Source organism: Psychrobacillus sp. FSL H8-0484 (assembly GCF_038005325.1).
In the GTDB taxonomy this organism is placed as follows: domain Bacteria; phylum Bacillota; class Bacilli; order Bacillales_A; family Planococcaceae; genus Psychrobacillus.
On record NZ_JBBOSZ010000001.1, the window covers coordinates 2063376 to 2086661 of the forward strand.

At 36.7% G+C, this 23286-nt stretch carries 19 protein-coding genes and 1 pseudogene; 17 read left to right on the plus strand and 3 right to left on the minus strand.

What is annotated here, in order from left to right:
- Positions 1–301 precede the first annotated feature (301 nt).
- The 6 genes from MHH81_RS09950 (at position 302) to MHH81_RS09975 (ending at position 8465) form a co-directional block, all read left to right on the plus strand.
- Positions 302–1597 carry an extracellular solute-binding protein gene (locus MHH81_RS09950; protein WP_340920630.1) on the plus strand — a complete coding sequence of 432 codons (1296 nt, stop codon included), beginning with the start codon at positions 302–304 and terminating at the stop codon, positions 1595–1597.
- A gap of 133 nt (positions 1598–1730) precedes the next feature.
- Positions 1731–3014 carry a carbohydrate ABC transporter permease gene (locus MHH81_RS09955; protein WP_340920632.1) on the plus strand — a complete coding sequence of 428 codons (1284 nt, stop codon included), beginning with the start codon at positions 1731–1733 and terminating at the stop codon, positions 3012–3014.
- Complete coding sequence (locus MHH81_RS09960; RefSeq protein ID WP_340920634.1) at positions 3014–3856, plus strand: sugar ABC transporter permease; 843 nt, start codon at positions 3014–3016, stop codon at positions 3854–3856. The genes MHH81_RS09955 and MHH81_RS09960 overlap by 1 nt, the downstream gene beginning before the upstream one ends.
- 37 nt (positions 3857–3893) lie before the next feature.
- Positions 3894–5423 carry an alpha-amylase family glycosyl hydrolase gene (locus MHH81_RS09965; protein ID WP_340920636.1) on the plus strand — a complete coding sequence of 510 codons (1530 nt, stop codon included), beginning with the start codon at positions 3894–3896 and terminating at the stop codon, positions 5421–5423.
- A gap of 127 nt (positions 5424–5550) precedes the next feature.
- Positions 5551–7242, plus strand: a complete 1692-nt coding sequence (locus tag MHH81_RS09970; RefSeq protein ID WP_340920638.1) for an alpha-glucosidase — start codon at positions 5551–5553, stop codon at positions 7240–7242.
- Between the two features lie 182 nt (positions 7243–7424).
- Entirely contained in the window at positions 7425–8465 is a 1041-nt protein-coding gene (locus tag MHH81_RS09975) for a LacI family DNA-binding transcriptional regulator (RefSeq protein WP_340920641.1), read from the plus strand.
- A 249-nt stretch (positions 8466–8714) separates the two neighbouring features.
- On the opposite strand, the gene MHH81_RS09980 is transcribed toward MHH81_RS09975, so the two are convergent.
- Entirely contained in the window at positions 8715–9542 is an 828-nt protein-coding gene (locus MHH81_RS09980) for a GNAT family N-acetyltransferase (RefSeq protein WP_340920642.1), read from the minus strand.
- Positions 9543–9966: 424 nt separating this feature from the next.
- Here MHH81_RS09980 and bioD point away from each other — a divergent pair, with 424 nt between their 5' ends.
- Genes bioD through bioB form a run of 4 tightly spaced genes read left to right on the plus strand, consistent with a single transcriptional unit; the run spans position 9967 to position 13569 of the window.
- Positions 9967–10647 (plus strand): dethiobiotin synthase, encoded by a 681-nt coding sequence (gene bioD, locus MHH81_RS09985; protein WP_340920645.1) that lies wholly within the window; start codon positions 9967–9969, stop codon positions 10645–10647.
- Positions 10637–11998 (plus strand): adenosylmethionine--8-amino-7-oxononanoate transaminase, encoded by a 1362-nt coding sequence (gene bioA, locus MHH81_RS09990; protein ID WP_340920647.1) that lies wholly within the window; start codon positions 10637–10639, stop codon positions 11996–11998. The genes bioD and bioA overlap by 11 nt, the downstream gene beginning before the upstream one ends.
- Before the next feature lie 52 nt (positions 11999–12050).
- Entirely contained in the window at positions 12051–12605 is a 555-nt protein-coding gene (locus MHH81_RS09995; RefSeq protein WP_445678134.1) for a biotin transporter BioY, read from the plus strand.
- Positions 12571–13569 (plus strand): biotin synthase BioB, encoded by a 999-nt coding sequence (bioB, locus tag MHH81_RS10000; protein WP_340920651.1) that lies wholly within the window; start codon positions 12571–12573, stop codon positions 13567–13569. Before MHH81_RS09995 ends, bioB begins: the two co-directional genes overlap by 35 nt.
- A gap of 95 nt (positions 13570–13664) precedes the next feature.
- On the opposite strand, the gene MHH81_RS10005 is transcribed toward bioB, so the two are convergent.
- Together MHH81_RS10005 and MHH81_RS10010 are read right to left on the minus strand one after the other, a co-directional pair.
- Positions 13665–15335 carry a ribonuclease J gene (locus MHH81_RS10005; RefSeq protein WP_340920654.1) on the minus strand — a complete coding sequence of 557 codons (1671 nt, stop codon included), beginning with the start codon at positions 15333–15335 and terminating at the stop codon, positions 13665–13667.
- A 499-nt stretch (positions 15336–15834) separates the two neighbouring features.
- Positions 15835–16212: an ArsR/SmtB family transcription factor gene (locus tag MHH81_RS10010; RefSeq protein ID WP_340920658.1), complete on the minus strand. Its 378-nt coding sequence runs from the start codon at positions 16210–16212 to the stop codon at positions 15835–15837.
- Positions 16213–16364: 152 nt separating this feature from the next.
- Between MHH81_RS10010 and MHH81_RS10015 the strand changes: the two genes are divergently transcribed.
- The 7 genes and pseudogenes from MHH81_RS10015 (at position 16365) to MHH81_RS10045 (ending at position 22452) form a co-directional block, all read left to right on the plus strand.
- Positions 16365–16901, plus strand: a complete 537-nt coding sequence (locus MHH81_RS10015; protein ID WP_340920660.1) for a copper resistance CopC family protein — start codon at positions 16365–16367, stop codon at positions 16899–16901.
- A 69-nt stretch (positions 16902–16970) separates the two neighbouring features.
- On the plus strand, positions 16971–17999 hold the full coding sequence (locus MHH81_RS10020) for a copper resistance D family protein (RefSeq protein ID WP_340920662.1): 1029 nt from the start codon (positions 16971–16973) through the stop codon (positions 17997–17999).
- A 27-nt stretch (positions 18000–18026) separates the two neighbouring features.
- Positions 18027–18704 (plus strand): thioredoxin domain-containing protein, encoded by a 678-nt coding sequence (locus MHH81_RS10025; protein ID WP_340920663.1) that lies wholly within the window; start codon positions 18027–18029, stop codon positions 18702–18704.
- The gene (locus MHH81_RS10030) at positions 18697–19134 is read left to right on the plus strand and encodes a disulfide oxidoreductase (protein WP_340920665.1); all 438 of its coding nucleotides are present in this window, start codon (positions 18697–18699) and stop codon (positions 19132–19134) included. The genes MHH81_RS10025 and MHH81_RS10030 overlap by 8 nt, the downstream gene beginning before the upstream one ends.
- Before the next feature lie 47 nt (positions 19135–19181).
- Positions 19182–19280, plus strand: a pseudogene (locus MHH81_RS10035) (thiol-disulfide oxidoreductase ResA); the annotation flags it as partial.
- A gap of 260 nt (positions 19281–19540) precedes the next feature.
- Entirely contained in the window at positions 19541–19867 is a 327-nt protein-coding gene (locus MHH81_RS10040) for an ArsR/SmtB family transcription factor (protein WP_340920668.1), read from the plus strand.
- 11 nt (positions 19868–19878) lie between these two features.
- A complete protein-coding gene (locus MHH81_RS10045; RefSeq protein ID WP_340920671.1) occupies positions 19879–22452 on the plus strand; it encodes a heavy metal translocating P-type ATPase in 2574 nt (857 codons plus the stop codon).
- Positions 22453–23286 lie beyond the last annotated feature (834 nt).

Consider the following 23286-nt stretch of genomic DNA (forward strand, 5'->3'; position numbering starts at 1 on the left):
TATAGAATGGAAAACTCTCTAAGAATTTTATTTCAGAATTTTTAAAATAAAAAGAAAATAAATATTGTTAACCGTTTAAATAAATGTATAATAGACTCATAAGTTGTGCAATCGCTTTCATAGATTTTATCTATCATAAATTCCTCATAATCACTAGAATAGTTCAGCCATTATAGGGATATGCATAAAAATAATTGTATTTAACCGCGATAAAATAGTAGCGGTTACAATAGTGAGTTTGTGCAAGCGCTTGTTCAACTTGGGGAAGAAGAGATCTATACACTTAGGAGGGGGTAAAGAAATGAAAAAGTCACTATCGTTGTTAATCATGCTGGTATTTATCATTGGACTATTGGTTGCTTGTGGACCTAATCGAGAGGAAACAACTACTGTTACTTCCAATGTTAATGAAAATACTGGCACTACATCAGATGAACCTGCAAAACCGGAAAAACTTGTAGTTTGGGAAGATACAGATAAATCGGTCGCTTTAAAACCGGCAATCGAGTCTTTCGAGAAAGAATACGGTATTAAAGTGGAATTTAAAGAACTAGGTATGGCTGATAAAATGCGTGACCAGCTCCGCCTGGACGGACCTTCTGGAACTGGAGCAGATATCGTTACTTTACCTCATGATCAAATTGGTCAGGTAGTAACGGAAGGCTTAATTCAGGAAATTGAAGTAAGTGACGAAGTTCTTTCTACTTTCACTGATTCTTCGATCACTGCACAAAAATACGATGGTAAACTTTATGGATTGCCAAAAGCAACAGAAACACCTGTATTTATCTATAATAAAGCATTAATGTCTGAACCACCTGCAACAATGGACGAAGTGTATGATTTTTCTAAAGAATTTTCAGATGGTAAACAGTTTGGATTCCTTGCATTATGGGATAACTTTTACTTTGCTCATGGTGTAATTGGCGGCATGGGCGGTTATGTATTCAAAGACAACGAAGGTGCACTTGACCGTGAGGATGTTGGTCTGGGTAATGACGGAGCAGTTGCCGGCGCGGAATATATTCAAAAATGGTATAAAGAAGGCTTGTTCCCTAAAGGGATTATAGGAGAAAGTGGGGGTTCTGCAAAAGACGGGCTTTTCAATGAAGGAAAAGTCGCTTCTGTTATGGATGGACCATGGGCTTTTCAAAGCATGAAGGATGCTGGTATTGACATCGGTGTTTCTGCTATGCCAACTCTTCCGAACGGAGAACACATGAAAACATTTATGGGAGTTAAAGGATGGCATGTTTCATCCTTTACAGAACATAAATATTGGTCAACAAAATTGGTTGAATGGTTGACAAACGAAGAGAATGCTAAAATTCGTTTTGAAACAACACAAGAAATTCCACCAGTAAAAACATTAATTGAAGATCCTATCATTGCTGAAAATGAAGGAGCAAAGGCTGTAGCGCTACAATCTCAGTATGCTGTGCCAATGCCAAACATCCCTGAAATGGGCGAGGTTTGGGGTCCAGCAGCTTCTGCATTGCAAACCATTGCTACAGGCAAAGCAGAACCAAAAGCTGCCATGGATGATGCGGTTAAAACAATCAAAACAAACATTGAAACAAATCACCCAAGTAAATGACAGTAGGCAAAGGCATGTTTCCATATAGGAAGCATGGCTTTGCTTATATCTTACGATTACCGAGTATTTGAGTATGGGTTATACAAAAATTAGAAAGTATTCTCCTTTCAAAGGAAAGTAGGAGGCCGTATTTGTGGTGGATAGCAATGTTATAACCAAACATAAACGGAACGCCGGATTCTTATCGATAATTCCGGGATTTGGGCAATTTTATAACAAGCAGTTCGTTAAAGGTATCATTTTTTTCATTTTAGCAGCCGCATTTATCAGTAGTTTTTCTCAAACACTAAATTGGGGATTTTGGGGATTATTCACATTAGGGACGATTCCTGTACTCGACCATTCCGTTTTCTTGCTAATCGATGGAATCATCGCGTTGTTGGTAGCAATTATAGGGCTTGGCATCTATGCGTTCAATATATATGATGCTTATCATAACGGCCGTAAGCGAGATGAAGGTTTCACCTTAAGCAATGTAAAGGAGCAATATCATAACCTCTTAGATAACGGTTTTCCATATTTAATGGTATCCCCTGGCTTTTTATTGTTGATCTTCGTCGTTATATTACCAATCATTTTTGTTATTCTACTATCTTTTACAAACTATGATTTATACCATTCTCCACCGACTAAACTAGTTGATTGGATAGGAATACAGAACTATATTGATATTTTCAAGTTGGATCTTTGGAGAGCAACCTTTTTTGGAGTGCTGGGTTGGACAATTGTTTGGACATTTGGAGCAACGACACTACAAGTTGCTATTGGCGTCTTTTTAGCGGTATTAGTGAATCAAAAGGATTTAAAGGGAAAAGTAGTTTTTCGGACAATCTTGATTCTTCCATGGGCAGTTCCAGCTTTTATTTCGATTATGATATTTTCTGGAATGTTCAATGAATCTTTCGGCGTTATTAATATCGGTATTCTCCAATTCTTTGGAATGGAGCCCCTTCCTTGGATGACCGAAGAGCTTTGGACCCGTGTAGCGTTAATCTTTATTCAATCGTGGCTTGGCTTCCCGTTTGTTTTTGCCATGACAACTGGGGTACTTCAGTCCATCCCAGAGGAATTATATGAGGCTGCAAACGTAGATGGAGCTTCCATTTGGCAGAAATTTCGGGGTATTACTTTACCGATGGTCTTGTACGCTACCGCACCGATACTTATTACGCAGTATACATTTAATTTTAATAATTTCAATGTTATCTTTCTTTTCAACGGCGGAGGCCCTGCATTACCGGGTCAAAATGCTGGGGGGAGCGACATATTGATTTCCTGGATCTATAAGTTGACGATGACTTCTGGACAATATGGAAAGGCGGCAGCAATTACGATGCTCTTGTCCTTGATTGTTGTGACAGTGGCATTATGGCAGTTTAAACGAACCAATTCATTTAAACAGGAGGATATGATGTAATGACTAATAAGACTGAAAAAATTATCAGACTGACAGTTTCATATCTTGTTCTCCTTTTAGCTGTTGTGGTCGTGATTTATCCGCTGCTTTGGGTAATAGGGTCTTCTTTGAATCCCGGCCAAAGTCTATCAGGTTCTTCCATGTTTCCGGAAAATCCAACATTTAAACATTACCTAGACTTGTTTGATACAGAGAAGTCCAATTATATTTTATGGTATCTAAATTCGATGAAAATAAGTTTAATCACCATGGTCTTAGCGGTAATAAGTGTTTCTCTGACTGGATATGCCTTTTCTCGTTATCGATTTATCGGAAGAAAAAATGGACTTCTTACCTTTTTGGTACTTCAGATGATTCCAAACTTTGCTGCACTTATAGCTATTTTTGTACTCGCACAAAGAACGAATCTACTGGACACTCATGTAGGATTAATCCTCATTTATGTCGGAGGGCAAATCCCAATGAGTACTTGGCTAATGAAGGGATATCTCGATACCATTCCTAAGGAACTAGATGAGTCTGCAAGAATGGACGGAGCGGGCCATTTACGTATCTTCTGGCAAATCATTATGCCACTAGCGAAACCAATTATTGCAGTAGTAGCGCTCTTTGCCTTTATCGCTCCATTTGGTGACTTCATCCTTGCACGCATCATGCTACGCTCGGAAGAGAAATTTACTATGGGGGTAGGTTTATATGAACTAGTATCCAAGCAATTTGGAAATGAATTCACTACTTTCGCAGCAGGATCCGTATTAATTGCTATTCCGATTACCATTCTTTTCTTGATGTTCCAGAAATACTTTATATCCGGTTTGACAGCGGGGGGTACAAAAGGCTAATGACAGTTCTATAAAGAATTAGCTGGGGAGGACGACCATGAAAAAGAGCGTATCATTACTCGTTGTTATGATGCTTTTATTAATCAACCCTAAGCCGCCACTTGCAGTCGTAAATGAAGAACAAATGCTTCAGGATGAGATCATTTATATGATCATGGTAGACCGATTCCAAAACGGTGATAGCAAGAATGACAAAGACGCTAACCTAAATAATCCATTAGCCTATCACGGAGGTGACTTCAAAGGAATAACCACAAAGTTGGATTATTTGAAAGAGATGGGTTTCACAGCCATCTGGTTGACACCAATCTTTGAAAATACGGAAGAGGGTTATCATGGTTACTGGGTAAAGGATTTTTATAAAACAAATGAATACTTCGGCACGATGGAAGAATTCAAAACACTTGTGAAGGAAGCTCATCATAGAGATATGAAAGTTATTCTGGATTTTGTCGTAAATCATGTGGGACCAGGTCATGAATGGCTAAATGATCCTATGAAAGAAGATTGGTTCCATGAAAAAAAGCCAATTACCAACTGGAATGATCAGGAGGAAGTAGAGAAAGGTTGGCTTTATGATTTACCTGACCTGAACCAGGATAACCCGGACACGAGGAAGTTCCTTTTGGATGCTGCTAAATGGTGGATTATTGAAACAGATATCGATGGCTACAGGCTTGATACAGTGAAACATGTCCCAAAAGACTTTTGGGCAGATTTTTCAGCAGCTGTAAAATCAGAGAAAGATTCATTCTTTCTCATCGGTGAGGTATGGCACGACAATCCGAACGTAATAACGGGTTATCAGGATACTGGAATCGATGGATTTATGGATTTTTCGCAGAATGATAGCTTGCGTACAGCATTTGAGAAGTCCGATCAGTCACTTGGCTGGCTTTTCTCAAATGTTACTAGAAATGAAAAGCTGTTTGATCGTCCAGAGCTGCTAGGACAGTTTCTCGACAACCACGATATGACGCGGTTCTCTCATTTAGCAATTAACAACAATCAGGACCCTGTTACTCGTTTGAAGCTAGGGCTATCTTATTTGTACACTGCTCCTGGAATTCCAATTGTCTATTATGGGACCGAAATTGCCATGGATGGTGGAAACGATCCAGATAATCGTAGGATGATGGATTTTGATGCAGATCCAAATGTAATTGATTATTTAACAAAGTTAGGGGCATTAAGGCAGAGGCTACCTTCACTGACAAGAGGCGATATGAAGCTTTTGTTTGAACAAGAAGGAATGGCTGTCTACAAAAGGAGTTATAAGAATGAAACTATAGTTGTTGCCATTAATAATACGTTAGAAACACAAAAGGTAGTTCTCGAAGATGAGTTGGAAAATGGGAAAGAATTAAGAGGGCTGCTTGGTGGGGAAATTATACAGTCCAATGGAAACCAATATACGATTATTCTTGAAAGTGAGCAAACAGTAATATATACACTTGCTGATAAGAAGGGATTGAATTGGTTTTATATAGGAATTCTTACAGCTATTTGTGGATTATTTGTTACCTTCCTGTATTTTGGGAGCAGAAGGGCAAAAAAGACGAAATAATACTAGCAAATTGTCCCTCTCTATTCCATCTCGTGTAACTAGCGTATGGCACGATCCTATGCGCTGCAGTCGATTGCGTGCGGTCGCAAATTTAGAAAAGCTTAGAACGAGAGGAGTGCTTCATCATATGGAAAGAAATTGGTGGAAAGAAGCAGTCAGTTATCAAGTATATCCTAGAAGTTTTAAGGACAGTAATGGAGACGGCATCGGTGATTTGTGCGGAATCATCTCAAAATTGGATTATCTGAAGGTCCTAGGAATTGATGTTATCTGGATCTCTCCTTTTTATAAGTCTCCTAATGCGGATAACGGTTATGATATTAGCGATTATCAGGATATATCCGAACAGTTTGGAACCATGGAAGACTTTGATGCATTATTGACAGAGGTCCATGCACGAGGAATGAAATTGATAATGGATTTGGTTATAAATCATACAAGCGATGAGCATCCATGGTTCATTGAATCACGCTCGTCTAAAGATAACCCTAAAAGGGATTGGTACCTTTGGAAGGATGGTAGGGGTGATGAAGCTCCGAACAACTGGGAGAGTATCTTCTCTGGGAGTTCATGGGAGTATGATACTTTAACTAATCAATATTACCTTCATTTGTTTGCTACGAAGCAGCCAGATTTGAACTGGGAGAACCCAAAAGTGAGGGAAGAACTTTATAAAATGGTAAACTGGTGGTTAGATAAAGGAATCGACGGCTTCCGAGTTGATGCAATTAGTCATATTAAGAAACGCGAAGGCCTGCCAGATATGCCGAATCCAACAGGGGAACAATTTGTACCCGCCTTCGATATGCATACGAACCAACCAGGTATTCAAGAATATTTAAAAGAATTAAAAGAAAACACCTTTTCTCAGTATGATATTATGACGGTTGGTGAAGCGAACGGAGTCGGTGTGGAAGAAGCCGATGAATGGGTTGGTGAAACGAACGGGAAATTTGATATGATTTTTCAGTTCGAGCATCTTGGTTTGTGGAATAAGGAAATAGATCAGTCTGTAGATGTCATTGGACTGAAAAAAACATTGACCAAATGGCAGAAGGGTTTACACCATAAAGGCTGGAATGCTCTCTTTCTAGAAAATCATGACCAAACACGCAGTGTTTCTAGCTGGGGAAATGATCAAGAGTATTGGAACGAAAGTGCAAAAATGCTAGCTGCCTGTTATTTTCTTATGCAAGGGACACCTTTCATCTATCAAGGGCAGGAAATTGGCATGACGAATGTCAAATTCCCTTCTATTGAGGACTATGATGATATTGGCATGAAAAATTTCTATACCATTGAAATTGCTAAAGGGCGTCCACATGAAGAGGTTATGGAAACGATTTGGACAAACGGCCGGGACAACTCGAGAACTCCTATGCAATGGGATGAAAGTTTAAATAGTGGGTTTACAACGGGAGAACCGTGGATGAAAGTCAATCCGAACTACTTGAAAATTAACGTGGCAGCACAACAGAAAGATGAAAATTCCATTTTTCACTTTTATAAAAGAATGATTCAATTGCGAAAAGAAAATCCTGTATTTGTGTATGGCGAATATGATCTACTACAGGAGGAACATCCGGGAGTGTATATATACACGCGTTCCATTTCTGGACAGTTTGCCGTCGTGCTCTGCAACTTCCGCAATAAGCAGACGTTACTTCAACTAAACGGTCTTCCAGATCTTGACTTTGGACTAATACTATACAATTACGATGACGCACCAGATCAACTCACAGAGGAGGTCACGCTTCAACCGTATGAAATGAGAGTATATTTATTTAAGCAAGCAGAACAGGCGGAGCGGTCTATTTAACCGTCATCGCTCTTCTTGATATTTGAGTACAAACAATGTCTTCTATATCAGACCACTTTTCGTTTAAGGTATACTTTCTGTATATAGGAATTCATGGTTACAGATAATGTTAATTTGCAATTCGGTAGTATCTTAATGCATAAAAATGATTGTGATTATTGTAAGAGAGTGGAGGAAATGTATTGGCGATTACGATTAAAGAAGTGGCAAAGTTGGCAAATGTCGCTCCTTCTACAGTTTCGAGGGTGATTGCTAACAATCCCCGTATTAGTGAGGAGACGAAGAAACGGGTGAGAGACGTGATGGAGCAGCTAGGATATCATCCTAATTTTATCGCTCGCAGTCTTGCCAGCCAATCTACAAAAGTCATAGGCCTTGTATTACCTCACTCGTCTGGTGTGTTTTTTCAAAATCCTTTCTTTGCTGAGGTCATACAGGGGTTAAGCGAAGGTGTACACGAAAAACAGTATGCACTACAAATGAGTACTGGTAAAACAGAAGAAGAATTATATGAAGGTGTTGTGCATATGGTCCAGGGAGGTAGAGTAGACGGCATTATCCTATTATACTCACGTATCGATGACAAAATCCTTTATTATTTAAAAGCTAGGAATTTTCCTTTTGTCGTCATCGGAAAGCCTTTTGAATTTGTGGAAAAGATTACCCATGTTGATAATGATAATTACCTGGCAGCGAAAGAAGCCACTGAATATGTTATTGGTCTAGGCCATGAAAAAATTGGTTTCATTGGAGGAAGCCCAAGCCTCACTGTAACGATGGATCGTTTGCTAGGGTATAAAGATGCTCTAAGGGACCATAATTTACTGCTAAATGAAGAATATATCATCCACGAAGAATTTCTGCGTGAGGGAGGACAGGAAGCTGTCAAGAAGCTCCTAAAAAGGACTATTCCACCCACAGCACTTATTGTGACGGATGATTTAATGGCCCTCGGAGTCGTCAATTCTTTGACAGAAATGCAAATTGACATTCCATCGCAAGTATCAATTGTCAGCTTCAATAATGCCTTGTTTGCGGAGATGTCCAGGCCACCGTTGACTTCGATCGATATCAATATTGAAGAGCTTGGTTATCAGGCTGCTAGAAGCTTGATTCAAATGCTTGAGAATGAAAAGGAACCTGTTAAACGAATTATTATACCGCACCAGCTAGTCGTAAGGCATTCATGTACCGGGATTGACCGGTGTGTAGAGGAAAATTAAGGGGGAGTACTTGGTACTTACAGAAAGGCTGGTAAATAAGGTCACTCCCGATAATTCAAACCCAGCAATGATGAGTGTACAGTGAGAACAGTAAAAATACCTCATCGATTTTCTTTAACTGCGCAGGCGTCGATACTCCTCGATCATACATAAATAATGAGAAAACATGGTACTACCTACTGTGGACAGTTTGTAAGTGCCACTCACCTATTCCATATTAGGTGGGTGGCACTCTTTATATGTGAGAAACTAGTACGTATAGTAATCTTGGGCATGTACCACTTGGAATCCTATTGATTCATAGAGTCTAAGTGCATGCGCATTTTTGGTTTCTACTTCCAGATGAACGGAGTGACCCGACTCAGACTGCTCCTTGACGACTTTTGCTAATACTTTTCGCCCTATTCCTTTTCCTTGATGAGTCGGTAAGATAGAAAAGCCATAAATCCACGATTCTCCATTTTCTCGTTTTACACGAATTTTCCCAACTGTTTCCTCGTTCACATCAATCATAAACATTTCTGTATCCTCATCGCCATCAATTCTACTTTCCAATGCAAGTGCATCTGCTAGTGCATCTTCTTTTGACAAACCGAATGCTTCCACAGATAAACGAACACGCATGTCTAAATCATCGGTATTTGCCTGGCGCAGTGTAAAACCTTTCACTTCTTCCAGGTTCTTTTCTTTCCATTTCATTTGATGCTCCGAAAATCCATAGATAGCTCCATGTTTCGTTAAAAATGCTTGAGCTTCAGTAGAGCTAGCTGGTGCATTTAACAAAATTTTCTTGAAGCTCATCTCTTTTGCCGTAGCCATTCCGAGTTGGAACAATCGAGAGAAATGTTCTTTTCTACGCTCACTTGGTTTTACCATTCCGCATACTTCTACGGTGGAACCAAAAGCATATAGACCTAAAAATGCAACAAGTTCATCATTTTCATAATGAAGGAAATCCAGTTGATCTGTTACTCTATTCCGAAGCATTTCCCAATTTAATTTTAATTGTAAATGATCATACGCTTCACATTCCTTTTGAAGCGTTTCAATATCTAGTAATTGTTTTGTAGTTAACATGTGTATCTCCTTTTTAGATAAATTAGTATTCTCTTAATTTATTTAATATTCAAGTTAATTTTACACTACCAACAACTAAAAACAATCGTCGTAAGAGAAAAATTGCTCCGGGAATGGGGTAAGTAGATTTGAGCGTGTGTATACATAGGTACAAAGAGAGGTCTCTAAATTAGAAAGTAAACTTCAGTATTTCCGAAAAGAAAGAAGCAACAGTTGCGGTAGCAAATTGAAATGAATGTCTACGTTCTAGGTCATTTATACGACGTGAAAATGTGTGATTCTTAGTAGTTAGCTTGAAGGACGTTTGGAGCTACCTCTAGTTGAAAAAATTATTTACCTTAAATCACATTTGTGTTAACATTTTTAAATATTAGGTTAACACATTTTATTTAAACCTTAAAAAAACGTAAATGAGGGAGAATCGTTGAAACATTTTTGGGTAGTTGGTACGGATACAGATGTTGGAAAAACTTTTATCACAACTTTATTCATGCGTCATCTCCAAATCCAAGGTCATAAAGTAATCCCATACAAACCGGTACAAACGGGTGAAGTCGAGGATAAAGGCCGGTATTATTATCATGATACAACAACCTATTTAAAATATAGCTTACAACCTATAGCCATAGAGGCACTGAATACATACTCCTTCTCAAAACCAGCATCACCACATTTTGCTGCAGAGCTTGAAGGAGAAACAATTAATGCACACAGGCTTCTAAAAGCCATTGATAAGTTAAAAATAGATTATGATACGGTTATTTGTGAGGGAGCAGGTGGGTTGTATGTGCCACTTCATTCAGATACTACTTTGACATTACTTGATGTTATAGAGGAATCAACATTACCTGTCATACTCGTGACGAATACGAAGTTGGGCACGATCAATCACACATTGTTATCCGTAAACGCTCTCAAGGCGCGTAATATTGACTTACTAGGTATTGTGTTCAACCAATTCGAGCAAAGTGCATTAGAAAAAAATAATATTGACACCATACGTAGATTTGTCAAAGTACCAACTGTGTTCATCGAGGCTAATCGGACTATTGAAAGTTTTGATGATGAATCGATTTTGGAAAGGTTGATGACCTATGACATATAAGGAGCTTCAATGCCTGGATCTAAAACATATTTGGCATCCTTGCTCACAAATGAAAGACTACGAGTCCTTTCCTCCGATAGTGATAGAACGTGGGGAGGGGGTATGGTTGTACGACAAGCTGGGTAATCGCTATTTAGATGCAGTTTCATCGTGGTGGGTTAATTTATTTGGTCATTCGAATCCGCGTATTAGCCAAGCATTAGCTGAGCAAGCGCAAAAATTGGAGCACGTTATTTTTGCGAACTTTACTCATGAGCCTGCGATTCGTGTGGCTGAGAAACTCGTTGAATTAACACCAAAAGGTTTGGAAAAGGTATTTTTTGCCGATAACGGATCCGCTGCCATTGAGATCGCGCTAAAAATGAGCTTTCAGTACCGTGCCCAAACAAAACAGCCAAAGAAAAAACGTTTTTTAGCGTTTACAAATGCCTATCATGGCGAAACACTTGGAGCATTGTCTGTTGGAGGGGTTGACTTATATAACGAAGTATATGCTCCTCTATTATTAAACGTCGTCCATACACAGGGACCAGATTGCTTCCGCTGTCCTTTTGGTGAGTCACCTGCTACCTGTAATGCACCTTGTACTCAGTACGTAGAAGAAGAATTCAAACAACATGCCGATACAATTTCTGCGGCCATCATTGAACCGTTAATCCAAGCAGCAGCAGGCATGAAAATGTATCCACCAATTTTTCTAAAAAAACTAAGGGCATTATGCGATGAATACGATGTGCATCTCATTGCAGATGAGGTAGCGGTTGGCTTTGGTCGTACGGGTACATTGTTCGCTTGCGAGCAAGCTGATATGACACCGGATTTTTTATGTTTGTCCAAAGGCATTACAGGTGGGTACATGCCCCTGTCCGCTGTTCTGACAACGAATGAAGTGTATAACGCCTTTTATGACGACTATGGAACGATGAAGGCATTTTTACATTCCCATAGTTATACAGGTAACCCTCTTGCCTTAAGAGTAGTGCAGGAAGTTTTGGCAATTTTTGAAGAAGATCAAGTGTTGACTAATCTAGCATATAAACAAAAACTATTACAAGATTTAGCACATACAGCATTTGATCATTTACCTTACGTAGGTGAATACCGTCAAATTGGCTTCGTTGGAGCAGTAGAATTAGTTGCGAATAAAGAGTCGAAGTCACCATTTGCAAGCGAAGAGCGTATAGGCTATCAAATTTATCAGCGTGCACTAGAAAAAGGGCTCCTAATCCGTCCGCTTGGTAATATTATTTATTTCATGCCACCTTATGTTATTTCGGATGAAGAAATCAAATGGATGATTGATACAACAAAAGAAGTTATCACCCAATTTTTTAAAGAAAGGCACGAATAAATTGAGAAATTCACGTACTTTATCTCTTACACTTGTTGCAATTTTTTCCGCAATGACTGCAATTGGAGCTTTTATTAAAATTCCTTTGCCCATTGTACCCTTTACATTGCAAATTATTGCTGTGTATTTAGCAGGCTCATTATTAGGAAGTAAGCGAGGATTACAAAGTCAAATGATTTATGTCCTCGTTGGATTAGCTGGCCTTCCGGTCTTTACACAAGGAGGAGGGTTTATGTATGTATTACAGCCTACGTTTGGTTACTTAATTGGCTTCGCTGCAGGGGCATACACGATCGGTTTCATTATTGAACGCATCGAGAAACCTACTCGTAAACATTTTATTGTCGCAAATTTAATCGGCACTGCTGTCATTTATGCGATTGGTGTTACTTATCTTTACTTGGCCTTAAATTTTTGGCTAGACGTGCCAACAAACTTATCTCATGTACTTGCAGCTGGATTTTTTAGTACGGTAGGTATTGACATTGCACTTGCTATTTTTTCAAGTTTATTAGCTACACGTATATATCCATTATTAAAAACAATACATTCAACGAAAAGAGGCGTACAAAATGAACTGGCAAACACTAGCTCAAGAAGTTATTGATGGTAAAGAATTAACAAATGAAGAGGCAATGCTAATCTTAACAACATCAGATGATGAACTGCTACCCTTACTGCACGGTGCTTTTACAATTCGTAAGCATTACTACGGGAAGAAAGTAAAACTAAATATGATTATGAATGCGAAAAGTGGCTATTGTCCAGAGGATTGTGGATATTGTTCCCAGTCATCTAAATCCACTGCACCGATTGAGAAATATCCATTCATTTCAAAAGAAGAAATTTTAGCAGGTGCGAAACGTGCATTTGAAAACCAAATCGGTACATATTGTATCGTCGCAAGTGGTCGTGGTCCAACACGTAAAGATGTAAATGTTGTCAGTGAGGCGGTAGAAGAAATTAAAGAAAAATATGGCTTAAAAGTATGTGCTTGCTTAGGACTTTTAAAAAATGAACAAGCTGAACAGCTGAAAAATGCAGGTGTCGACCGGTATAACCACAACTTAAATACATCGGAACGTCATCACGATTACATCACAACCTCACATACATACGAGGACCGAGTAAATACAGTGGAAGTTGTCAAAAAACATGGTATTTCTCCGTGTTCAGGTGCAATTGTTGGTATGAAAGAAACGAAGGAAGATGTAATAGATATCGCACGAGCACTTCGTCGTCTGGATGCGGACTCGATCCCAGTAAACTTCTTACATGCCATTGATGGTACAAAACTAGAAGGTACGAAAGAACTGAACCCACGCTATTGTTTAAAAGTACTTGCACTGTTCCGTTTTGTAAACCCAACTAAAGAAATTCGTATTTCGGGTGGTCGTGAAGTCAATTTAGGCTCTCTACAACCATTAGGGCTATATGCTGCCAATAGTATTTTTGTCGGAGATTATTTAACGACTGAAGGACAAGAAGTCAATAAGGATTATTTAATGTTACAAGATTTAGGTTTCGAAATCGAGCTTGCAGAAAAACAAGCTGAACTGTTCAACGTTTAAAAGGCAGTTTTTTCGAAACTTTAACAGGAGCCATTACGTTATAATTGAAATCAAAAAGAGCCTAGATTTCTCATAGGCTCTTTATTTTTTTATTCTTACATATCAATGATTATTGGAAGGATCATCGGTCTTCTGTTTGATTGGGCCACTAAAATTTGCTGAGCAGTATTTTTAATAGCTTCTTTTAGGATACGTTCGCTATTAGTGTTATTCTGTATTCTGTCAATCGTTGCTCGTACGTAATTATTCACTTCATTCATTAGATCCGTTGATTCAGTATCATGAATAAATCCATGTGAAATAGTATGAGGACCTGATATAATCTTACCATCCTGTTTTCTAATTGTTGTAATAATGATCAACATTCCATCCTCTGATACCATACTCTGATCGTGCAATACGACTTCATGCACATCTCCTACACGAAGCTCTTCTGCAAAAACGTTTCCTGTAGGAATCCTACGTTCTTGAACAGCTTCTTGATGAACAAAATCAACGACATCGCCATTATTTAATATAAAGATATTTTCTTTTTTTATTCCAACGGTTTCTGCTAATAAACTGTGTTGATGGAGCATGCGATATTCACCGGAAATGGGAATAAAGTATTTCGGTTTTAATAAAGTGATCATTAGTTTTAACTCTTCTTGACGCGCATGACCAGATACTTTCATTCCTTTAATTTTACTTGCACCATAAATAACATTTGCTCCAAGCAAAAATAATTGATCAATTATACGTAAAACAATTCGTTCATTCCCAGGTATAGGATTTGCAGCAAAAATAACAGTATCTTTAGGCAAAACATTTACATCATCATAGCCTGAGCCTGCTAAACGAGCTAACGCTGACCTAGGTTCACCTTGGCATCCTGTACAAAGGATGGTCACTTGATCAGGATCATATCTACTTATTTCATGAGACTCTATTAACATTCCAACTGGGATGGTCAAGTAACGAAGATCTAATGCAACAGATACAGCATTAATCATGTTTGGTCCAAGTAATACAAGCTTACGATTGGTTTTCTCAGAAGCATTTATTATTTGCTGTATGCGTTGAATATTAGATGTAATAGTTGAAATGAATATTTTTTGAGTTGCACGTCTAAACGCTCCTTCTATATCATCAGCAATTTTTTGTTCCGTTAATGTATATCCTGCTTTTTCTGCATTTGTGCTATCGGATAAAAGTAAAAGCACTCCATCTTGAGAAATTTCGGCTATTTTTTGAATATCCGGTGATTCCTGATTTACGATACTCCAATCAAAATTAAAATAACCAGTATGTACGATTAATCCTTGTGGAGTTTGGAATGCTATACCTAAACTATCTGGATTACTGTAACTAGTATGGAAAAAAGTTGTTTTAATCGTGCCATTCCTCAATTTGGAATCTGCGTCAATCATATATAGCATTACTTTGTCTAGAAGATCATATTCCTCTAATCTGTTTACAATTAGACCATGGATTAGATTTGGCGCATAGACAGGCACCTGTAACTGTTTTAAGAAATAGAGGATACCTCCGATATGTTCTCTATCTCCATGAGTAACAATTAAAGCTCTGATTTTATCTTGATTTTCTTTTAAGTAAGAGATGTCCTGAATAATTAAATTTATTCCTAACAGACTTTCATCTGGTAATTTGGACCCGCAATCTATTACCACAATATCATCAAACGATTGGATGACGTACATATTCTTACCAATTTCAAACAGACCTCCGAGGGCGAAAATGGATAGTTCCTGCTCTGTTTTATTCAAACTAACAAACCTCCTAAATAAAATGCATACTTTAAGTATTACCTATTGCATGATTTTTATAAGGAGATTTGAAAGTTATATATCTTATAAAGGATAAGGGACCAAAAATTGGTGGACCAATAGGGGAGAAGCTCGGCAGTTCTTCCGCGGAAAGCGGGCTGTTTTTCGGCAGGTAACAACATGATCGTTTAACAGTGCTAATCCATAGGTTAAATAAAAGAACGTTTGTTCATACAATAGAAATAGTAAAGAAAATAGAAGGGAGGATAGTAATGAGAAGAAATCCTGGTATGACAGATGATGTTATTATTGAGATGTGTACTGAGATTATTTAGTGTATTCATTTTAATTCTCCCTGCTCATATTGTAGCGGGTTAAAATGACGAAAATCGATTTCGTAAGCAGCGCAATAATAAAACATTAAAGTGCTTATTTGTATAGTTTGTTTTCAAAAGTATAATTGCAAATTGTACAAAGTAAAACTTCAAATCATATTCTATCATTTTTTTCGAATTTCTTTTGAATGTTCAAGTGCTATAGTCAATAGCTGTCTTACGTGATCATCTACAATGGAATAAAACACCAGTTTTCCTTCTTTTCGATATTTGGCTAGTCCCATGTTACGTAAGTACCGTAAATGATGAGAAGCTGTTGCTGCCGTAGTTCCCATAATGTTCGCAACATCGCAAACACAAAGCTCTTTTTCAATAGTTAAAGCATAAGTGATTTTCAAACGTGTGGCATCAGATAAGGCTTTGAAAAGAAGCTCTACACTATCCAGTTCCTCTAATTTGGGTTGAACCCGTTTAACAACATCTTCATCAAAGCAAGTTACCTCACACATATCCTTTTTTTCTTGTTTAACATTTTTAGACACTAACTCCACCTCAATCTAGTATTCGTTTGACCATTCTTACAAGTGTATGTAAGAGTCAATAATCTGTCAATAATTCATTCAAATATCCGTTTGTATATCATATTGTTCCTGTTACAATCATGATGAATGTAATAAAGAAGGAGGGTATACAATTGAAAAAAATAGGTGCATTTGTTTTCTTGTTATTAATCACATTTGCTCCATCAGCTTTAGCTCATTCCGGCCTTGAAACTTCCATCCCTCAAGATGGAGAAGTCATGAAAGATGAAATCTCCACTTTACTATTAACTTTTAATACAAGGATTGAAGGCAATAGTACTTTTAAAATAAGCCCAGTAGATGGGCAAGAGATACCCCTGGAAGAACTTCAAGTCAGAGAAAAAGAAATGGTAGGGAGCTTAAAATCACCTTTAGAAAATGGGAAATACACAGTCACTTGGAAAATAATCGGCGAAGATGGGCACCCAATTGAAAATTCGTACTCATTTACTGTAGATACCCTAAGTAACACTAATACTGAAGTTTCATCTGAACCGATTGAGAAAGTGGAAGAAAAAAGTAACGATATTATTCAAATTACGAAGGAAGAAGCCCCTAGTTCTAACAATATACTAGTTGGGTCATTAATACTTTTCTTATTAATTGCATTAGGATCAACATTTTGGTTATTGAGGAGAGAGAAAAAGTAAATGATATGGATCTATTTTTCGGAAACGATATTATACCTTTGTTTTTCTCTATTATTGGGTTCGTTCATTATGACATTAATACCAATTAACAAAAAGCCTGACATTATAATCAGTAAAAGATGGTTACAACTTTCGATTTTAGGGATTGTATTCCTATCACTTTCTCCAATTATTCGGCTCATCATTTTTCTATACGAGGATATCGGCTTAAAATTAACTATACAAAATGTTATTGGCGGCTTTGAAGTAGGGCAAGCATGGACATTTACACTTTTCATTTCCATTCTTTTTTATCTTTATGTTTCTATTTTTTCAGTCTTTACTAAAAAAATACACCTTTTTGTATCCATTTTATTTACACTTTTGCTAATTTTATCACTTGGCTGGTCAAGTCATTCTGCATCCTTAACTGAGTGGAGTGGATTTATTGCACATACTCTACATTTTCTGGCTATGACCATTTGGGTTGGTATCTTAATTGTGGTCAGTTGGTTCTCCGTAAATCATCAAAACTGGTCAGCCTTTCTAAAGTGGTTTACTCCAGTTGCAATTATTTGCTTAACCATGGTAATGGGTACTGGATTATTCCTCATGACACTAGTTCTTGATTTCAACGAATATGCAAGCTCATGGCTTATACCATATGGACAAGCCTTACTTATAAAACATTTGATTATTATTCCTATCGTACTTTTCGCATTTATAAACGGAGTCTGGATGAGAAGAAAAGTTAAATTGGATTCACAAATAAACCCAATTCCATGGATTAGAGCTGAAAGTGGTTTTCTCTTACTAATTTTCGCTGCTACTTCGGTCCTTGGACAACAAGAACCACCACACAGCATAGAGTCCACCGTGTCTGGTGACGGTTTATCGAGCATTTTTGGGTCATTGTATAACGGAAAAATTACATATCCAATCAATGCCAGCTTAGATATTAACTTAATGGGGGTATTATTTTTACTATTATTTATTTGTTTTTTACTTCTTACAATTGTGGCGTTTGTCAAGAAAACCCCTTCTGTAATGGCTTTTATAATGAGTGTCTTAGGTATAGTATCTCTATACTTAGGTCTCATGAATAGTGTTAGCTTTTAACAAGAAAATCAAAAAAGGAGTGTTCATTTGAAAAAGTCAAATATGAAATTTGCAGTAATTTTAACAGTAGTTGCAGTCGCACTACTAGCTATCATCACGGTAATAAGTAGCAATCAAACCCTTGAGGAATCTGAGATAGTAAGGGAAGAAGTCGATTTAACTGGACAACCAATACTCGGTCAAGATAACGCCCCAGTGACTGTTGTCGAATTCGGAGATTTTAAGTGTCCTTCATGTAAAGCTTGGGGAGAGAACGTTTATCCTCAACTTGTAGAAGATTATATTTTATCTGGAGATGTTAAATTCTCTTATGTGAATGTCTTATTCCATGGTGAAGAGTCGGTCATTGGGGCTATGGCAGCTGAATCTGTCTACAAACAAGATCCTAGCGTATATTGGGATTTCCACAAAGCTTTGTTCGATGCACAGCCAACAGAAAATCATGATGGCTTGTGGATTACGACAGAAAAAATTCTTGAAGTTTCAAAAGGAATAGCTTACATCAACCAAGAACAATTAAAACAAGATGTTGAACAAGAATTAACAGCGGAACAAGTGAACATCGATAAGGATTTGTTTACCAAACATAATGTATCTCAAACACCTACCATTAACATCAATGGAATAACAATGGAAGATCCGTTTGATTATGAGGCTATTAAGGAAGTAATAGATCGTGAACTTGGGGCAGACAAAAATGAATAAAGTTTCTAATAACAGTGAAAAGAAAATATGGGTATTATACTTTGCTTGGCTAGTATCCGTTATTGCTACTTTAGGAAGTCTTTATTTTAGTGAAATAAGAGGTTTTATACCATGTGATCTCTGTTGGTTTCAGCGTATTTTCATGTATCCATTAGTAGTGATATTAGGTATTGGAACTTTTCAAAGTGATATTTCCGTGAAAAAGTTTGTATTACCTTTGTCCATTCTTGGAGGTATCATTTCATTTTTTCATTACCTTGAGCAAAAAGTTCCAGGTTTCGGCGGAATTAAACCTTGTGTGAGTGGAGTTCCATGTAGCTCTGAATACATTAATTGGTTCGGATTTATCACAATTCCTTTTTTAGCTTTAATAGCATTTACATTAATCACTATTAGCATGGTTTTCTTGTTCTCTAAAAAATTAAAATAAGAATTAATCCTGATATTTCCGTAGAAAACGCCTACAACATAGGTGGTGTCATGGAAACTTACAATATTAACCCTTTACCAACAACTTTACTTATTAATCCAGAGGGTAAAATAGAGAAAATAATTACAGGGGAAATGAGCGAATAGAATATTAAGCGATAAATGGTACAAATAATGCCAAAATAAAGTCTACACGTTAAACAAAGAGGAGAAATCAACTGTTTATTCTTACTTACAGTTGATTTAACCTTTTTTTATTTATAATTGTTTGAAAATTTTGATAATTTATGAAAAATAACCATTTTCATTTTTTTACAAAAGACGATTTTAGTTGACACACATATTAGTTAGCACTAATATGATATTGATAAAACATATTAGCTTCTACTAATATGAGGAGGGATTTTATGCAAAATATAGATCTTGATATTGATATGAAAGTTAAACTAATTCATGGATTTTCTAATAGAACACGGATTCAAATTCTTGAAAGTATAAAAAATCAGGAAAAAACAGTATCTCAAATTGTAGAAGAAATTAAAGGAAATCAGTCGAATATTTCGCAGCACCTTGCATGTTTAAAAGGTTGCGGCATTATCGTGGGAAGGAACGAAGGAAAATACAGCTATTACAGTTTACGTGATCAACATATAAGAGATTTATTAACGATGTTCGATGTAGTTCTTGAAGATGTTCAAAATGATGTTGCATGTTGCGAGCGTCATATAGATTAGGGGTGAGTAAAATGGCTGATCAGTGTTGTGGTTCAAATAAATTGACTGAAGACAAAGTGGAAAGTTGTTGTAGCAATAATTCATCAAAAGAAACTGTTAAAGAATTAGAAAAAGTAAGTTGCTGTAGTACTTCTCTTTCTAATGAAAAAGAACAGGAAATTAATAACTGTTGTAGTAGTCCAAGTACGATGAAGGCAGATATTAGTTCAGTAAAAACAAGTTGTTGTAGTAGTAATGAACAAAAGACAGAAATGACAAACTCAAACCATCTTCCTTCTGGAGAGAAAATGACATACAGAGTTTACGGAATGGATTGTGCCGCTTGTGCCAAAACTATTGAAAAAGGTCTAAGTAAGTTAAAGGATATCAATGAGATAAAGGTTAATTTTAGTACAGCTAAAATGCAGGTTATTGCAACTAAATCGGAGGCATTTATTCCGATTGAGAGTGAAATCACAAAACTTGGTTTTTCTGCAGAGCTATTAGATCAGAATGGGCATATCAAAACCTTTGATATCGCAGGAATGGACTGTGGAAGTTGTGCGAAGACCATAGAAAATCACTTAAACACCATCCCATCTGTTAAAAATGTTAGCGTTAATTTCTCTACTGGAAAAATGAAAATAGAACATTCCAATAATGTTGAAGATATTATTACTGAGGTTTCTAAAATTGGATTTAAAGCGTCGTTACCATCTAATAAAAATGCAGTTCACATTCAAAAAAATACAAAAGATAACGGCATAATTATCTTATCGGGTGTACTAATAGCCCTTGGATTTATTGGTTCATATAGTGGGATTTCTACATTAATATCATCTGTACTATACGCAATTGCAATGGTAATAAGCGGTTATAAGCCTGTAAAGAGTGCATTTTATGCATTGAAAAGTCGTTCACTAGATATGAATGTTCTAATGTCTGCTGCAGCTATTGGAGCTGCATTGATAGGTCTGTGGCTTGAAGGTGCTACCGTTGTTTGGTTATTTGCCCTCGGTAACTTACTACAGACTAAATCAATTGAACGTACAAGAAATTCGATTCGCAATCTAATGGATTTAGCCCCTTCCGAAGCTTGGGTTAGTGTAGGAACCGAACTCATTAAAAAACCAGTTGAAGAAATAAGTATTGGTGACATTATTATTGTTAAACCAGGTGATAAAATTCCATTGGATGGTGAAATCATTCAAGGGGAATCCAGTGTAAATCAAGCTCCAATTACAGGTGAGTCCATTACTGTAGATAAATTTATTGGTGATACAGTTTATGCAGGGACGATAAATGAGCATGGTTCGCTTGATATTAGGGTCACTAAATTAGTTGAAGATACAACGATAGCAAAAATTATTCATTTGGTCGAAGAAGCACAAGAACAAAAAGCACCAACGGAAGCATTTGTAGATAAGTTTGCAAGTATTTACACACCAATTGTATTTATTTTAGCATTCGTTGTAATGGTTTTGCCCCCATTATTCGGGTTAGGCAATTGGGGAGATTGGTTTTATAAAGGACTTGAATTACTTGTTGTAGCTTGTCCTTGTGCTTTAGTCATTTCTACTCCAGTTGCAATCGTTTCAGCTATTGGAAATGCTGCGAAGAACGGTGTTTTAATTAAAGGTGGAACGTTCTTAGAAAAAGCAGGTGCTATTACTGCCATTGCATTTGATAAAACTGGAACTTTGACTGAAGGAAAGCCTAAAGTATCTGAAATCAAGTCGTTCGGTGTATCAGAAGAAGAATTACTTTCAATAGTCTATACATTAGAAGATTATTCAACGCATCCGATAGCTAAAGCAATTGTTGGGCATGTTAATGAAAAACGAATTCAACCTAAAACTGGGGAATTATTTAAAAGTATAGTAGGAAAAGGTGTTCAAGCAACGATTGAAGGAGATATTTATTACGCTGGCAATCTAAAGCTTTTTGAAGAAATGGATGTATTTTTAGATAATATAAAAAACCATGTTCAAAAGATACAAAATCAAGGAAAAACGATAGTGTTAATCGGGACACAGCATCAAGTAATCGGTATGATTGCGGTTTCTGATGCGATACGTGAAACTTCAGCTTCTGCTTTAAAAGCCTTAAAAATAAGTGGAGTCAAACAAACCATAATGCTGACCGGGGATAATGAAGGAACTGCAACAATGATTGCAGCACAAGCTGATATTGATCGTTATTTTGCAGAATTGTTGCCAGAAGATAAAGTTAGTGCCATCAAGAAAATACAAAATGAAGGATACAAAGTAGCAATGGTCGGTGATGGTATTAATGATGCTCCAGCACTTGCAACGGCAGATTTAGGTATTGCGATGGGAGGGGCTGGAACTGACACCGCAATGGAGACAGCTGATATTGTTTTAATGGCGGATAATCTTGACAAACTTCCTCATACAATGAAGTTAAGTAGAAAATCTTTAACTATTATTAAACAAAATATTTGGTTCTCCATAATTATAAAAGTCGTCGCATTAGTCTTCATCTTTCCTGGTTGGCTTACACTTTGGATGGCCGTAATAAGCGATACTGGTGCAGCATTAATTGTTATTTTAAATTCAATGCGGTTGTTAAAGTTTAAAGAATAGACATTAATAGGGCTGTCTAAAAGTCCAATTTCGTCTTATAAATGCCCATTTTAAGATCAAGAATGTTGATTTAACAGCATTCTTGATCTTTTTATTATTTGTTCTATATCTTTTCTAGCTCCTTAGAAAAGGATAGGGAGGATATAGTTCTCTTTTTTTTAAAAAAACATGCAAATACTCAGTTTATTTTAATCTTACAATTTTGTAAAACACAAGTGAAAATACACCCACATTTTTGTCTATATTAAATGACAAAAATGTGGGTGCATAATATATTGACGACAGATAACTATGGTAATTTTGCCCCTAATTTTTAACCTAAAATTAGGGGGCAGTTTATAAGTGAGATCCATTATATTGAATGAACCAACATTTTTGTCGTTGTATAAGAAGGGGGCTTAATAATTGAGGCCTCTTTTGTCTTTTTTTATTTTAGTTTACATAATATAAATTATTTGTAGTTGAATCTCAATGAAAAAGTATACTTTAAATAGTGAGATATTCGAGAAAATTTCATAAAAAATAACTTTAATTACATATGTAAATTAATGCTTTTATGTAGCTATTTACTTTGGGAAATTTGATCATTGTCCATATTGTCTAAATTTTTGATAACCATTTATAATCTTCACTAACTTGCCTATTTCAATTGCTTTCTAATACCTTTCCAGTTCATAAACAACATAATTTTCTAATTTCTTCATCTGTTTTCTTTATTACATTCTGCAACAGCTTTTTTAACTAATTGATTTATGATCCCTCTAAATTTACGTTTTCACCAATTTGCTGGCGGAATTGTGAGTGTTCCTTCTTCTATATGGGCTTCATCATAAT